This is a genomic window from Myxococcus guangdongensis (genome assembly GCF_024198255.1).
Classification (GTDB): domain Bacteria; phylum Myxococcota; class Myxococcia; order Myxococcales; family Myxococcaceae; genus Myxococcus; species Myxococcus guangdongensis.
The window spans coordinates 1,158,551-1,173,892 of sequence record NZ_JAJVKW010000001.1; the positions used below are offsets into that span (position 1 = coordinate 1,158,551).

The following is a 15,342-nucleotide window of genomic DNA, read 5'->3' on the forward strand; positions in this document are numbered from 1 at the left end:
CACCCGCTTCCCACGAAGGGAAGCGGGGCTCGATTTCATGGAATCTAACGGCAGCGCGGCTGGCGCTTGAGCGAAACCGTCGTCGTGGCGATGGATTCTCCGGCCTCGGGCGCCGGGACCTCCACCTCCGCGTCGTTGTGGCAGCGCAGCTTCAGGATGAGCTGGCGCTCGTTCGGCGACACCTGCACCGTGGTGGGCGTCTCCCCCAGCTCCCGACTGCCCGCGAAGATGACCGCGCCGGCCGGCTTGGAGTCGATTCGCACCGACAGCTTGGACACCACGGGCTCCAGCTTGACCGACACCTCGGTCGGCCCCTCACCGGACGCTGACACGCGCTTGGACGTGGCCTTGTGCTGGGGGGCGCTCACCTCCACCACCCACGGGTCCGCGCCCACCGGAACGCCCTTGATGTACGCGTCCGTCTGGCCCTGCTCGCGCACGACCTTTCCGTCCACCTTCACCTGGGCGTCGGCGGGCTGGGTGGCGAGCACCAGCGACGCGGTGCGCACCAGGCTCTCCAGCACCACCTCCACCGGGATGACTTCCTTGCCGCTCTTGACCTCGAGCGTGCGGACGAAGGTCTTGTAGCCCTCCGCGCTGACCGTCACCATGACCTGGCCGGCCGTCACCTCGCGCAGCACCGACGTCCCCGGGCCCTCCACCGCGATGGGCTGGGTGTCCAGCAGCACCTGCACGCGGCCTCGCACCTCCGAGGGCACGCGCTGGAGGTCCAGCATCACGTAGCCCTGTCCCGGACGGGACAGCGCCCAACCCAGCCCACTGAGCACCAGCAAGGCCACCAGGCCGCCCACGGCGTACAGCACCCGCTTGTCCAGGCCGCGTCGGCCCAGCGCGGGCACCGCCGTCGTCGCGCGCTCCTCCTCCTCTTCCTCCTCGTGCATTACCGGGCGCGGAGGCGGCTTGGCCACCGGAGCGCCCGCGCCGAGCATCGGAGGCGGCGCGGGAGGACGCGAGCCGCCCTGGAGCCCCTCGGTCAGCGCCTGGCGGGAGATGCCCTGCGACACGTCGGGCGGGAGCGCCGAGCGCGAAATCCCCTGCGACACGTCGGGCGGCGTCTCGCGGACGATGCGCGGCAGCCCATCCCCACCGCCCCCTCGGCTGCCCCGGGGCGCCGACGCGGCGACCTCCGGCGGCACCAGCGTGGGCACCGTCGTCGAGGGGCGGACCACCGGCGGTCCGGACGGCGACAACACCGGCATGGACGCCTGGGACAGGCGCGGAGGCTGGGCCTGGGGCGGAGCCACCGGCAGCACGGCCGTCTTGCCCGTGGTGGGCTCGTCCTCGTCGTCGTCCTGGGTGCGCGTCTCCAGCGGGGTGATGGTGCGGCCCACGTTGGCGCCCGGCTGCGTGGTGGGCTCCGGGCTGTCCTCGAAGACGTGGTCGCTGGAGACCAGCTGCGTGGCCTGGACCTCGTCCTCCTTCGGCGCGGGCGCGGCGGTGGCCGCCGTCAGCTTGGGCAGCGCGGCCAGCGTGGGCGAGCGGCGCACGCCTCCGGGCGACACGGCCCCCATGGTCGCGGTGGCGCGGGGCTGCGGGGCCACCGGCTGCACCACGGGCACGGCCACCGGCGGCGCCGCGGCGGGCGGCGGCGCGGACTGGTGGGAGGACGGCATGCTGCTGAAGCCGGCCGCGTCCAGCGCCGCGAGCATGCCGTCGGGGGGACGGATGTCGGCGTAGTCGGACAGGCGCTGCTTCTCGCGCTCCACTTCCTCCGCGAAGGTGGACTTCATGTACTGCATGAGGTCCTTGCGGCCGAAGATGGTCTCGCTGGTGATGAGGAAGCGCTGCAGGTCGTCGCCCAGCTCGCTGGCGTACTGGTAGCGCTCGTCCACGTCCTTGGCGAGCGCGCGCATCACAATCTTCTCGAGGTTCTCCGGGATGCGCCGGTTGTACGTGGACGGAGAGGGGACCTCCGCCTTGCGCACCTTCTCCAGCACGCTGAAGTCGCTGTCGCCCACGAAGAGGCGCTCGCCCGTCAGCATCTCGTAGAGACACACGCCGATGGCGAACACGTCCGAGCGGCGGTCCAGCGGCAGGCCGCGGATCTGCTCCGGGCTCATGTAACCGAACTTGCCCTTGAGGATGCCGGCCTGCGTCTTGGTCGCCTTGCCCGCGGCCTTGGCGATGCCGAAGTCGATGACCTTGACCTCGCCCTCGAAGGACAACAGGACGTTCTGCGGCGAGATGTCGCGGTGGACGATGTTCATGTCCCGCCCCATCCCGTCCTTCTTCCGGTGGGCGTAGTCCAGGCCCTCGCACATCTTGGAGATGCAGAACGCCACCAGCGGCACCGGCGCCGGCTCCCCCTTCTTCCGGCAGCGGTCGAAGATGGCCCGCATGTCCTTGCCGGGGATGTACTCCATCGAAATGAAGTAGCTGCTGGCGATCTGCCCCAGCTCGTAGATCTGGGCGATGTTGGCGTGGCTCAGCTGGACGCTGATCTTCGCCTCATCGATGAACATCGAGATGAACTCTTCGTCCTCCGCGATGTTCGGCAGGATGCGCTTGATGGCCACGAGCCGCTCGAAGCCGCTCGCGCCGAACTGCTTGCCGCGCCACACCTCCGCCATGCCGCCAATGTTGATGCGGTCCAGAAGGAGGTACTTCCCAAATGGAATGGGCTGCCGCTTCGGTTGAGAGGTCGTCACGTGGGGGAGGGTCCGTTCAACGCGAGCCTAGCGATCGCCCGTCCGCAGGGTCAACCACACGGCACCTCCCCACGCGCCCTCCAGGCGAGCAGGCAACAGGCGCGTAGCAGCGCGTTTTTCTCAAGGTTGGAGACTGGAGGTGCTCCCCGCGTCCGCGCCGACATCCGTGGAGGGGGGCTCGGCGTCACGGAAGGCGTTGCCCGGCTCGGGGGCCTCGTCGCCCAGGGCGGGCTGCACGAGCAGGAAGCGCGCCTGTCCCCCGACGGAGAGCACCTCGGGGGGACCGAAGCGCGTCTCCGCGGCCAGGCCCACCAGCGTCACCCACGCGCCCTTGCGCTCGGGGGCCACGCAATACAGGAGCGTGCCGGGGCGCACCCCTGGGGCGTCCCGCACCGGGCCCTCGCAGTCCTTTCGGACCTGGAGGGTATACCCGGCGAGCTGCTCCCCCCGCACCAGGTAGGGCGGGCGGCCGAGCTGCTCCAGGAAGGACTGGAGCACCCGGGGGTCCTCCACGACGGCGTCCTGGGTGGACTGCTCCTGGGCCAGCTTCTGGAAGCGCTGGATGGCCATGGAGGCCGCGTCCGTGGGGTCGATGGGGATGCGGCTCTCCGCGAGCATCAGGTCGAAGAAGAGCGCGCCCACCAGGAGGATGGGCAAGAGCCGGTAGCCCTTGAAGTCGTCGGCCTTGCCCCGCGCGAGCCCGCCGACGATGACCACGCCCAGGGCGAGGGCCGCCAGGGTGAGCACCACCGCGGGCCGCACCGGCGAGGGCAGCTCGATGAGGGCGGACACATCCGCGCTCCGGGCGCGCACGGCGTCCGCGAGGTCTCCTCCGTAGATCCAGGCGAGTGCGGCCAGGCTGAGCAGGTTGCCCAGCAGCGTCTTACGGGAGGGAAGCGTCATCCTGCGAGCGTCCGTGCGGGGTCGGTGGCGGCGGCGCGCCGGCTGGGGAAGTAGGCCCCGGCCAACGCGGCCAGGAGTCCCAGTACCACACCCCCGAGCACCACGGGCCAAGGGAAGGAGAAGAAGCTGTCCGGCTTGTACGGGAAGTTGGGCAGGTAGCTGGCGGCGAGCCGGTTGACGGCGAGGGACGCGGCGAGCGCCACCCCGGTGCCAATGGTGCCCCCGGCGAGCCCCACCACGGCGGCCTCGGCCAACACAATCGCCCGGATGTCCGAGCGCGACGCGCCCACCGCCTGCATCACGCCAATCTCCTTGGCGCGCGCGCGCACCGAGGCCGACAGCGCGTGGGCGATGTTCACGGCCGCCAGGAAGCAGATGAGGATGGACAACAGCGCCAGCGCGGACGTGGTGAGCGCCACCGCGGCGCCGGTGTTCTCCGCCATGCGCCGCTCCTGGTCGTCGATTTCCAGCCCCATGCCCTTCACCGCGTCCACCAGCGCGGGCACGTGGGACGGGTCCTTCGCCACCAGCGTCACGCCCGAGTAGCTGTCCGCGTCCACGCCCGCCGCGCGGTTGATGCGCACCGCGGTCTCCAGGGGAATGGTGATGCCGGCGAACATGGCGCGGTCGGACGCGCCCACCACCTGCGTCTGCGCGGACGTGGCGGGGCCGGTGGCGGACTGGGACACGTAGGAGCGGTTGAACTCCACCGGGAAGCCGAAGCCGACAATCATGTTCGCGGACAGCTGCGGCAGCTTGCGCGCGGGGGCGAAGGTCTTGTTGTACAGCTCGAGCAGGCGCGTGGACACGAGCGCGGGGATGGGCTGGCCCTCGCCGGGGTCCTTGAACTCGCCCATCTGCACGTCGCCCTTCACGAGCGCCGGCTCCACGCCCATGGCCAGCACCTCCATGCCCATGCGCAATTTGGTGCCGAAGAAGACGCCGTCGTAGCGCGTCACCGCGGGCACGCGCACGTTCATCTTCCGGTACGCGGACTCCACGCCGGGCAGCGCGGTGAGCCGCTCCACTGCCTCCCGGTCCAGCTTGCCGCCGCCGAGCAGCGAGCCCAGCGACACCGACGAGGGCACCACGTCCACCAGCCGCGCGTCGGTGGGGAAGATCTTCTCGCGGATGACCGCGCCCACGCCCAGGCCCAGGCCGATGAAGAACACGAGCGTGCCCACGCCCATGGCCACGCCGAAGGCGGAGAAGAACGCGCCCCGGCGCTCGCGCGCGAGGCTCAGCCGCACCAGTCGAGACAGCGCGTCCAGCCTCACGGGACACCTCCCGAGGCCACCTGGGGCGTGGCGCGCTCCTCCACGAGCTTGCCCTCCTTGAGCCGCAGCACGCGCCTGGCGGCGGCGCTCATCCGGTCCTCGTGGGTGACGGCCAGCACGGTGAGCCCCTCTTTGTGCAGCTCGCGGAACAACTGGATGACGCCGTCACCGGTGGCCGAGTCCAGGTTGCCGGTAGGCTCGTCGCACAGGAGCAGCTTCGGGCCGCCGTAGAGCGCGCGGGCGATGGCCACGCGTTGACGCTCGCCGCCCGACAGGCGCACCGGCGCGCGGTCCTTCTTGGCGCCCAGGCCCACGCGCTCGAGCAGCGCCTCCGCGCGCTTGACGGCCTCCGGCGTGCGAGGGCCGAAGTACGAGGGGAGCAGCACGTTCTCCAGCGCGGACAGGTTGGGGATGAGGTGGAAGGACTGGAAGACGAAGCCCACGTGCGTGTTGCGGAAGCGCGCGAGCGCGGCGTCCTTCAAGCCGCTGAGCGTCACGCCGCCCACCTTCACCTCGCCCCGGTAGTCGATGTCCAGGCCGCCCAACAGGTGCAGCAGCGTGGACTTGCCGCTGCCGGACGGGCCCACCACCGCGACGAAGTCTCCGTCGTCCACGTCGAGGGACATCCCGTCGAGCACCCGCACCCGGGTGCCATCGCCATCGATGTATTCCTTGGTGACGTCTCGGGCTTGAATCACGGAGTGGCCGGCTGGGTCGTGGTGGAGGACGGAGCCGTCGGGGTGAGGCGCAGCGACAGCTCGGCCTGGAGCGCGCGCTCCTTGCGCGACACCGCCAGCGTCACCGCGCGCAGGTCATCGGTGGCCTCCAGCCAGCGCACGGTGGTGGCCTTGATGGCGAAGCCGCCGATGCCCCACGCCTCCGACGGAAGGTTCTTCACCGAGTCCGACAGGCGCCGCAAATCGAGCACCGCGCTGAAGGCGGCGTCCTTGCCCACGTCCTTCAGGTCCGCGGCCACCTGGCCCTCCGCGGCCTTCTGGGTGAGCGCGGCGAGCGAGGCCTCGAGCTGCGACTGGGGCGAGGCCACCAGCAGCTTGCCGTTGGGCGCGAGCGCGAAGTGGGCGCCCTCCCCCGCTCGGTAGGACGTGAGGTAGACGCGCTGGCCCTTCAGGTCGGAGGCCTCCACCTTGGCGCCGAAGTCGGTGGCGAGCTGGGGCAGCTTCTCCAGCATCCCCTTCGTGCGCTCCGGGTTCTCCAAATCGGACAGGGCGACGAGGTTCACGAAGCGGAACGGGTTGGTGCGGCGCAGGTCCAACGCGGGCATGCCCGCGCCCAGCTGCACCTTGGGCGACAGGGAGACACCCAGCACCGTGCCCGGCTTGAAGTTGTCGAGCACCTCCGCCTTCACGTCGAGCCCGCTCTTCTGCACCGCACGCGTCAGGTAGTCGCCGACGAGGTAGGGCCACACGCCGTCCAGGTGCGACGGGTCTCCCTGGAAGCGCGCGACGAGGAAGCTGTCGGGGGGCAAGAAGCCGCGCAGGTCCACGGCGTCCTTCACCGGGTCCAACGCCGCGAGTGACGGCTTGGTGTCCGGCCACGGCGCGTCCGCGTGCACGGTGAGGGCGCGGTCCTCGACGAGGCCGGTGAGGGTGAGGCCCTGCACCGTGCCCGCGGGCACCAGCAGTCCCGCGCCGCCGGGGAGGTACACATGGAAGTCGCGCTTGGAGGGCAGCCGCGCGAGGGACGCGGTGAGGACGGGCTCCTTCGTGAGGGCCTTGTCCTCGGGCTGCGTGGCCAGGGGCCGCAGCGACGCGACGGATGGGCCCACGCCCAGGAGGGCGAACTGGCCGCCGTCGATGAAGAAGAGGCCCAGCGCGGCGGTCGTCGAGCCAGGGCGGCTGAAGGTGACGAGCTTGCCGCCCGCGCCGCCTTCTTCCTTCCGCTCGGAGGCGCCCAGGCGGGTGCGCGCGAAGCCGGCGAAGGTCTCCTCGAGCTTCTGCGCGTCCTTGACGCCGACGACGGAGACGGCGCGGTTGTCACCGAGGAAGGCCGCGCCGGCGCCCTTCTCCGGGGCGAGTCCGGCGGCCTCCAGGGCCTGGCGGCTGCGCAGGTCCACGCCCACCTGGCGCATCACCGCGTTCACGTAGCCCTCCGCGGAGGAGAAGCTCTGCAGCTGCGCGGCGAAGGAGGCGACCTTCAGGTGCTGGAAGCGCGCGAGCTTCTCGCCCAGGGCCCCGAGGTCATGGATGACGACGGACGCCTGCGCGTCGCGGGGCAGGTAGCGCGCCGGGCCGGAGGCACTCGGGGCCACGGGGCCCTGGTCCTTGCCACAGCGCGAGCAGCCCGCGACGGCGAGCAGGAGGAGGAGGGTCGGAAGCCAAGCTCGGCGGAACATGACGGCAGGACAGGACGGCTGGGCCGGAGAGTCAATGGAATCCTGTGCGGGGCGGATGTCCGCCACCCCGACGAGGAGGCCGGATGACGGCCAGCCAACGTCCCACGTCTGGCCGCCCCCTTGCCCTGACGCCCCGAGCCGCTCAGGGCTTGTAGGTCAGCTCCGCGATGACGTAGCCCGGCTTCCACTGGTAGGGGAACGGGAGGATGTGCAGCGGACGCATCTCCACCTTGGAGTCATCGAAGTGCCAGGTGTGGACGTCGATGTAGTAGCGCGGGCGGACCTGCTCCACGTACCGGGCGATGGGCGTCGTGCGGTCCAGCGTGAAGCGCCCCGCCTCGTCGTTCGCGAGCCCATCCAGGTTGAGCACGGCGCCGGGGAACAGCATGCCGAGCGCTCCACAGCTGAAGCAGGCCACCCGCTCCCCGGGCTGGAGCTGGACGTTCTGCTTCAGCCAGAGGCCCGCGCGAATCATCGTGTGCTGCCAGGCCTGGGAGTTCTCGTCGAAGGTCGCGAAGGGCTGCAGCGCGGAGAGCTTGCGGTACTCCCGGGGGACCCGCGCGATGAACACCGCCAGCGCGCTGGCGACCAGCACCCCACCGAGCGTGGCGACGAGCACGGACGGCGCCTTCCACGAGGACTGCTCGCGCCGCGCCTGCCTCGCGCGCTCCATCGTCGACAGCCCTCGGGCCACCGCCAGCCCCAATGACACCGAGATGAGGACCGGCAGGTCGAAGAGGTACCAGATGTAATACGAGTCCTCGCCGGGCCGCCGCGTCGCGATGAGCGCGCCCTGCGCGACGCACGCGGCGAGGATGCCCGCGGTGAGCACCGCCAGCAGCATGACGACGAGCGCCCCGGGGCCCGGGGAGCCGTCGCGTGAACGCCGCGCCTGGACCGCCGCCATCACCCCGGCAGCCATCAGGGCCGCGAGCGCCACGACGGTGAGGGCCAACCAGAGCGAGCCCTGGCGCGAGTTCGTCACCAGGAGCCCCGCATCCACCTGGGGCACGAACATCTTGCTGGGCAACCCCACGGCGAAGGTGAACACGGCCTTCAGATACGCCCAGCCCTGGTTCGAGACGACGTCCCAGGTGATGGGCGCGGAGTGTGAGCCGAGGGCCTTCACGCGCGCGGACATCGGCAGCGGGTGTCCGAACGCGAGGGTGGCGTAGCCGAACCACAGCACGAGCGGCAAGACGAACGAGGCGAGCAGGACCCCAGGCCGCCTCCAGCGCCAGAGCGCCATCAGCCCCACGACGCCGAGGACGACGAGCGTCGTCGGGAGCATGCGGCACAGCAGCAGCGCGGAGAGGCTCAAGCCCACCCACATCGAGAGCCGCCGGCGCTCGACCGGAGTGGACGCCTGGGCCGTGGCGATGAGCAACACGCCCGCCAGGACGAAGGACGTCAGCGCGTTCTCCTTGAGCGTCATCGAGTTGAGCAGGACGGTGCCCCGCGTGAAGTAGAAGAGCCCCGCCACCACCGCCGCCCCACGCTGCACCCACTGGAGCCACGCAGCGCGCGCGTCGACCGCGCGCAACACCACGCACGTGATGAGCACGCTGGTGAGCACATGGAGCACCAGGCCCATCATCATCGCGCCGCGGAAGAAGGACTCGAAGTCGGAGAAGAAGACGGCCAGCCCGGCCAATACCAGCTCGTACATCGGCTGGAAGCCATAGCTCGGCGTGATGCCATCGAAGGTGAAGAACAGCTTCGACTTGAAGTGAAATGCCGGCAGCAAATAGTAGAAGCTGTCGTCTTGAATCGACGCCGCCAGCTCATGGAAGTTGCTGTCGCGCACCCGCGCCATCAATTGAGGCAGCGCCACGGCCATGACCAGGACGACGGCCCCGATGGCCACCAGCGAGGGACTGAATGCCAACCCCCGGCTTCGCGTGGCGTCAGATGAAGGAATGCGCAGCTCGGTATCACCCATGAAAGACTGTCCCACGCCCCTCGATTCCGGGGCACAAACTCTTGACGCCGCCACATACCACGACAGCCCTCAAAGATACGCATGCATCGCCTCGGGTCGCGCCGCCCGAGGAGGAACGGCCCGATGGCGTCATGACCTAGCGACGCATCGCGAGGGCCTCCCACCCGCTGTTTGCCATTCCTGGCATCCGCGCCGGACTCGTGAGTGGCGCCGACGAGCCCTCGACCTGCCGCCTGTTCGTCGAGCAAGGGCCGCCGGCCGGGTGGCAGCGGGGCTCCGGCCGCCGGTTCACCCTCGACGCGCGACCCAGGCGCGAAGCCCGATGCCCTCCGCACCCGCGCTCGCGAGGAACACGCCGTCAGGCGTCACGGCGAGCGGAGCGAATGTCACGCCTGCCCGGGCACGGGCCTTCAGCGCACCCGTGAGCCATGCGGCAGCGGGCCGCGCGTCTCCTCGGTGAACTCGAGGAACTGCTCCATCTGCCGCACGGACTCCTCGGTGGCCTCGGCCTCCGCGCTCAGCATGGTGAGCTGACGGTTGACCACCTCCGGGTCTCGAATGGCGATGGACTGCTCGTGCGTCAGCCGCATCATGTCCTCGATGCCGGCCAGCTGGTGGCTCACGACCTCGCGGCTCTCGCTCGCCTGTTCGAAGCGCGCCAGCCGCTTGCGCAGGATGTCCACCCGGTTCTGCTTCACGTCCTTCAACCGGGGATTGGTCTCGCGCGCCACGTCCTCCTCCAGCTCGCGCACGTCCTTCTCCAGGTTCCCCCGGTCGGAGCTGTTGAGGTACGAGCGGTACTGGTTCAGCGTGGAGATGAGCCGCAGGAACGACGTCAGCAGCGCGTCCAGCCGCGGCTCGCTGTCGGACTCCAGCACCTTGCCACCCGGCAGCTTGCGGTAGTTGGCGAGGATCTTCTCCTTGAGCCCCACCAGCTGCTGGTAGTGCTCGCGCTGCGAGGGCGCCAGGTCCGCCAGCAGCGAGTCCACCGCCTTGCGCGCCGCCTCCGGGTCCGAGGGCTCACGCGAGCGGATCGCCCGCTGGAAGCGCGGCATCGACGAGAAGAGCGCCAGGTACAGCCCCTCCAGTCCCAGCGCGATGAGCGCCGGCAACGGCTCGCCCGTCACCGCCGCGGACGCCGCCGCCGTGCCCAGCCCCATCAGGTTGGCGGGCATCATGAATGCGGCCTTGATGTAGTTCGGAGACTTCTTCGCCACGTCCGACCTCCCCTGCCCGGCCGCTCGGTCGACTCTGCTTCAGGGACCTCGCGCCTCCGACACGTACTTCAACGCCCCCAGGTCCCTCGTATCCTCCGCGAGGGGCACCGGGGGTCCCTGCTTGAGCTTCTGGAAGAGCGCGGCGGCGCTCTGGTACAGCTCGTCATAGGTGACCGGCGCCTCGCCGGAAAGACCGAAGAACGCTCGATTGTCCGCCAGCGTCGCCGGCGGCGCACTGCGGATGGCCTCCGTCGGGTCTCCCAGGTACGGCGCCACCTCCCCCAACATCCTCGCCCCCGCCGCCGGGTCCTTCAGCACCGCCTGCCCCGCGTCCAGCATCCCTCGCAGCACCCGACGGACGGCGTCCGGGTAGCGCGCCGCGAAGTCACCCCGCGCCACCAGCACCGTGGCCACCAGGTGCGGCGCGTCCGCCGTCGTCGCCAGCACCGCCCCGCCCCGGTCGCGCGCCGCCAGCTCCACGTCGCCCCACAGCCCCACCACCGCGTCCGCGCGGCCCTCGCGCAGGGCCCGCCCCGCGTCCAGCGTCGACGGCAGGTCCACCCACCGCACGTCCGTCGTCCTCAGCCCCGCCCGCGCCAGCACCCACAGCGCGAAGTAGTGCGTGGAGCTGAACGGATAGACGCCCACGCGCTTGCCTCGCAGGCCCGCCAGGTCCGTGACGCCCACCGCCGCGAGCGCCTCCTGTCCCCGGCTGCGCCCCACCAACAGCAACGTGCGCGGCGCGGCGTCCCGCAGCCCCGGCGCCCACGACGCCAGCCGGTCCACCGACAGGAAGCCCATGTCCACGCCGCCGTTCTCCGCGCCGATGGCCAGGGCCTGCCGCAGCTCCTCCTCCCGGGCGAAGAGCACCGCGCGCGCGTCCAGCGCATAGGCCGTCTTCAGCACGCCCTGCGCCGCGCCTGGAGGCGCCGCCGGGTTGTCCAGGCTCGTCGCGCCACCGGCCGCCACCAGCAGGCTCGCCGCGGAGCCGCGCGCCGTGAAGCCGATGAGCACGGGCCGCAGCGGCACCGAGGCCACGTCCGCCACCGGGGCCGACACGCCCGCCGGGAAGTCACCGGGTGACAGCCGCACGGCCTCTCGCACCGAGGGGAAGAAGCGGGCCTGGAGGGTGTCCAGATATCCCATGCGGGACGCGACCACCCAGGCCGCGCCCAGCACACACAGGAACAAGAAGAGGAAGAGACCTGGTCCGCGGTGGAGCTTCATCCGTCAGTGTCCGGGGCTCTTCCCTTCTCCATGCGCCGACACGCTACTCGACGCCGACCTTCTTGCCGATGGTCTTCCCCGTCTGCCCGCTCACGTCGGACACCGGGGCGGGGCTGTCCATCATCCCCATCTCCATCTTGAACTGCTTCACCAGCTCGTTGGCCTGGATCTTCTCGGCCTCTTCTTCAATCTGCGCGGACTGGTGGTCCACCGACTCGAGCGCCATCTGCATGCGCGCCTCGTTCACGGCGGTGCGCTCCTCCACCTTGCGCAGCATCTCGTCGTGCGTCGAGTCGATGCCGGCGACGGTGAAGGACTCCATCGTGTCGGCCACCTTGGCCTGCCACTTGGCGCGACGCGCGTCCCGGATGGCCGTCATGGCCTCCGCCGTCTTCTTGTCCTTCTCCCGCATGAACGCCTTCTTGACGTTCAGCGCCTTCTCGTACGCCAGCTTCGCCGTGGCCAGCTGCGCCTCGTTGCGCTCCAGCGCTTCCTTCTCCACCTGGAGCTTCGTCGCGTACTGCGCCGCCAGGTCGTCACGACCCGCCTGGATGGCGGCCTTCACCTTGGCCGTCAGCCCGCGCACGTCGTCCTTGTACTTGGCGTTCTCCTTCTCGAGCAGCGTCACGTTCGCCCGAACCATGGCGATGGACTCGTTCATCTTCGGGACCTGGTCGTTCAGGTCACGGATGTTCTGCTCGAGGATGAGCTCCGGATCCTCGATGGAGGAGACGAAGAAGCCCGCGAAGCTGCGCAACGCCCTCTTGAGTCTGTCCCACATATCGCTGGTCTACCTCCGTCCAGACCTACTTGCAGCCACCTTACACGAACTCCGGGGCGTGCAAGCAGCCGCAACCACCCCTCTGATCAGTGCTACGCGGACTCACCTAAGCCGATTGCCGACCACCCACAAGTCCACCCGCGCTTTCCCGCTCGCAAGCCCCACATGAGGGCCCTCGAGCCGCCACCCGGTGGGCTCCCCGGTTGGGGACTTGCTCCAGGGGCGCGAAGCGGGGAAAACCTCTCCCCGCGTGGACATCGCCCCGGGTTGGACCCACTCCTCCTACGATGAATCCCTGGCGAGGGCGGTGGATGCCCAGCGCCGGAGTGTCCTGGGCACGGGAGCGGCGGTGCGGCTGGTGGGCGCGTCGCTCTTCCTCGTCGTCACCACGACGCTCTGGCTGACGGGCGGCGAGGACTGGACGCCCTACCCGCTGCTGCTCGCGCCCTACGTGGGCGTGGCCGCCGTCCTCTTCTTCGTGAGGCACCGCCCGGAGGCCAGCTGGCTGGGGGTGCTGCAGGCCCCCGTGGACGTCGTGCTGGTGTACGGCCTCCAACACCTGGCGCTGCCCATCTCCCCGTTCCCCGCGGGCGTGGCGGGGTTCAGCCTGGGCCTCTTCGCGCTGGTGGTGACGCTCAGCGGCCTCACCCTGCGCCCCACCGTCGTCTACGGCACCGCCGCGCTGTCGTCCGTGGCCCAGGCCGCGCTGATGCGCGAGGCGGGCGTGGGCTGGGGCGCGGTGCTCATCGCCGTCGTCACGCTGATGATGGTGGCCGCGGTGAAGCACTACGGCACCGGGCGGCTGCGCGTGCTCGCCGGAGCCCTCACCCGCGTGGAGGTGGACCGCGCCCTGGAGGCCCGCCGCTTCCAGGAGGTGGAGGAGGCGCGGACCCTCATCGCCCGGCTGCTCGACGAGGAGCACGAGAAGAACGACGAGCTGCGCGCGCTCCAGCGCGACAAGGAGCTGCTCACCCAGTTCCTCGTCCACGACTTGCGCTCGCCGCTGTCGGCCCTGACGATGACGCTGTCGTGGATGCAGCAGGAGCTGCCCCAGGGGCCCCTCAACGAGTCCGCGCACACGGGACTGGCCGTCACCGCGCGCCTGGACCGCATGATCACCGACTTGATGGACGTGCCCCGGCTGGAGCAGGGGCGGCTGGCGCCCCGCAAGGTGCCGCTCGACGCGTTCCGGCTCCTGGATGACGTGCGGCGCTCGCTGGAGAGCGTGGCCCGCGCGCGCCGGCTCACCCTGGACATCACCCTCCCCGAGGGGCTGGCCGTCCAGGGCGACGCGGACCTGCTCACGCGCGTCGTGGAGAACCTGGCCACCAATGCCCTGCGCTACGCGCCCACCGGCGGCAACGTGCGGCTGGAGGGCGGCGCCGACGCGAGAGGCCCCTGGCTGGCGGTGCACAACGACGGCCCCCCCATCCCCGCGGACCTGAGGGACAAGCTGTTCGACAAGTACGTGCAGGGCGCCCCGGAGCGCGACAGCCGCCGGGGCTACGGCCTGGGGCTGTACTTCGCCCGGCTGGCCACCGAGGCCCACGGCGGAAGGCTCGCCGTGGAGGACACGCCGGGCTGGCCCACCTCCTTCGTGGTGCGCCTGCCCGTCTGACGTCGCCCTCAGCCCCGGGCGCGCTGCTTGCGGCGCTTGAGGATGCGCTCCACGTGGGAGTTCGCGCTGGAGAGGACCGACGCCGCGTCCAGCGTGGTGAGCACGCCGTCCTTGAGCACCGGCCGTCCGTCGATGAAGACGTGGGTGACGTCGCTGGAGCGCGCCGAGTGCACCAGCGGCACCAGCACGTCCTCCGGCGTGGGCCCCGCGTGCAGACCGCTCAGGTCCACGACGGTGATGTCCGCGCGCTTGCCGGACTCGAGCGAGCCCACCTCGTCCTCCAGCCCCAGCGCCCGCGCGCCGTGCAGCGTGGCCATCTCCAGCACCCGCATGGGCGTCATCGCCAGCGGGCCCACGCGCGGGTTGTGCATCACCGCCGCGAGCCGCATCTCGTGGAAGATATCCAGCGTGTTGTTGCAGGGCGCGCCGTCCGCGCCCAGCGCCACCGACACGCCGGCCTCGAGCAGCTCCGGCACCTTGGCGATGCCGGACGCCAGCTTCAGGTTGGAGCCGGGGCAGTGGCACACCACCGTCTGCGTCTCGCGCAGAATCTCCTGCTCCTCCGCGGACAGCCACACGCAGTGGGCCAGCGTCACGTGCCGGCCCGTGAGCCCCACCGTGTGGAAGAAGTCGACGTTGTCGCGGCCGCCCGTGTACTGGCGCACCGCCTCCGTCTCCTTCGCGTTCTCGCTCGCGTGCGTGTGGATGCGCACGCCCTTCTCACGCGACAGCCGGGCCACCTCGCGCAGCAGCTCCGGCGTGCACGACAACACGAAGCGCGGCGCGAAGGCGTAGCGCAGCCGTCCCTCGTGCGTGCCGTGCCACTTCTCCAGGAGCGACTGGCTCTCGGCGAGCGAGTCGGCGGTGGACTCACGAAGGCCCGCGGGCACGCTGGCGCCCGCGTCCATCATCGCCTTGCCACCCACCAGCCGGAACCCCGCGTCCCGCGCGGACTCGAAGACCGAGTCGTAGTGGTGCACGCTGCCCATGTCGAGCGCGGCCGTGGAGCCCGAGCGGATGAGCTCCGCGAAGGTCAGGTCCGCCGACGCGCGCATGGAGGCCGCGTCGTGGGAGGCCTCGTACGGCCAGATGCGCTCGCGAAGCCAGTCGAGCAGCTCCAGCCCGTCCGCGCGGCCGCGGAACAACGTCTGGCAGGCATGCAGGTGGCCATGGATGAGGCCGGGCAGCACCACCTTGCCCGTCACGTCCACCACGCGCCGCGTGCCCCGGGCCTTCAGGCCCCGGCCCACCTTCGCGATGCGCCCGTCCTGCACGAGCACGTCCGCGCCCACGAGCACCTCGCGCTCGCGGTTCATCGTCACCACGGTACCGCCGGTCAGAAGCAAATCCACGGG

General features: G+C 70.8%; 11 protein-coding genes. 1 reads left to right on the forward strand and 10 read right to left on the reverse strand.

Annotation, left to right across the window (positions count from 1 at the left end):
- Positions 1–44: 44 nt before the first annotated feature.
- From LXT21_RS04725 to LXT21_RS04765, 9 genes are all read right to left on the reverse strand, one after another.
- Positions 45–2,669: a serine/threonine-protein kinase gene (locus LXT21_RS04725; protein ID WP_254036878.1), complete on the reverse strand. Its 2,625-nt coding sequence runs from the start codon at positions 2,667–2,669 to the stop codon at positions 45–47.
- Positions 2,670–2,789: 120 nt separating this feature from the next.
- Complete coding sequence (locus LXT21_RS04730; protein WP_254036879.1) at positions 2,790–3,572, reverse strand: hypothetical protein; 783 nt, start codon at positions 3,570–3,572, stop codon at positions 2,790–2,792.
- Complete coding sequence (locus LXT21_RS04735; RefSeq protein WP_254036880.1) at positions 3,569–4,849, reverse strand: ABC transporter permease; 1,281 nt, start codon at positions 4,847–4,849, stop codon at positions 3,569–3,571. The genes LXT21_RS04730 and LXT21_RS04735 overlap by 4 nt, the downstream gene beginning before the upstream one ends.
- Entirely contained in the window at positions 4,846–5,547 is a 702-nt protein-coding gene (locus LXT21_RS04740; protein ID WP_254036881.1) for an ABC transporter ATP-binding protein, read from the reverse strand. Before LXT21_RS04740 ends, LXT21_RS04735 begins: the two co-directional genes overlap by 4 nt.
- A complete protein-coding gene (locus LXT21_RS04745; RefSeq protein WP_254036882.1) occupies positions 5,544–7,202 on the reverse strand; it encodes a hypothetical protein in 1,659 nt (552 codons plus the stop codon). The genes LXT21_RS04740 and LXT21_RS04745 overlap by 4 nt, the downstream gene beginning before the upstream one ends.
- 142 nt (positions 7,203–7,344) lie before the next feature.
- Positions 7,345–9,090: a hypothetical protein gene (locus LXT21_RS04750; protein ID WP_254036883.1), complete on the reverse strand. Its 1,746-nt coding sequence runs from the start codon at positions 9,088–9,090 to the stop codon at positions 7,345–7,347.
- Between the two features lie 464 nt (positions 9,091–9,554).
- Positions 9,555–10,322 carry a hypothetical protein gene (locus LXT21_RS04755; protein ID WP_223748291.1) on the reverse strand — a complete coding sequence of 256 codons (768 nt, stop codon included), beginning with the start codon at positions 10,320–10,322 and terminating at the stop codon, positions 9,555–9,557.
- Between the two features lie 78 nt (positions 10,323–10,400).
- The gene (locus tag LXT21_RS04760) at positions 10,401–11,588 is read right to left on the reverse strand and encodes an ABC transporter substrate-binding protein (RefSeq protein WP_254036884.1); all 1,188 of its coding nucleotides are present in this window, start codon (positions 11,586–11,588) and stop codon (positions 10,401–10,403) included.
- A gap of 43 nt (positions 11,589–11,631) precedes the next feature.
- A complete protein-coding gene (locus LXT21_RS04765) occupies positions 11,632–12,369 on the reverse strand; it encodes a PspA/IM30 family protein (RefSeq protein ID WP_254036885.1) in 738 nt (245 codons plus the stop codon).
- Between the two features lie 250 nt (positions 12,370–12,619).
- Between LXT21_RS04765 and LXT21_RS04770 the strand changes: the two genes are divergently transcribed.
- Positions 12,620–13,987, forward strand: a complete 1,368-nt coding sequence (locus LXT21_RS04770) for a sensor histidine kinase (RefSeq protein ID WP_254036886.1) — start codon at positions 12,620–12,622, stop codon at positions 13,985–13,987.
- 8 nt (positions 13,988–13,995) lie between these two features.
- Here the strand turns inward: LXT21_RS04770 and LXT21_RS04775 are convergent, their stop codons facing one another.
- Positions 13,996–15,339, reverse strand: a complete 1,344-nt coding sequence (locus tag LXT21_RS04775) for a 5'-deoxyadenosine deaminase (protein WP_254036887.1) — start codon at positions 15,337–15,339, stop codon at positions 13,996–13,998.
- Positions 15,340–15,342 lie beyond the last annotated feature (3 nt).

Coding starts and splice junctions, on each gene's coding strand:
- LXT21_RS04730 (WP_254036879.1), bottom strand. CDS start 3,572: ATGACGCTTCCCTCCCGTAAGACGCTGCTGGGCAACCTGCTCAGCCTG.
- LXT21_RS04745 (WP_254036882.1), bottom strand. CDS start 7,202: ATGTTCCGCCGAGCTTGGCTTCCGACCCTCCTCCTCCTGCTCGCCGTC.
- LXT21_RS04755 (WP_223748291.1), bottom strand. CDS start 10,322: ATGATGCCCGCCAACCTGATGGGGCTGGGCACGGCGGCGGCGTCCGCG.
- LXT21_RS04760 (WP_254036884.1), bottom strand. CDS start 11,588: ATGAAGCTCCACCGCGGACCAGGTCTCTTCCTCTTCTTGTTCCTGTGT.
- LXT21_RS04765 (WP_254036885.1), bottom strand. CDS start 12,369: ATGTGGGACAGACTCAAGAGGGCGTTGCGCAGCTTCGCGGGCTTCTTC.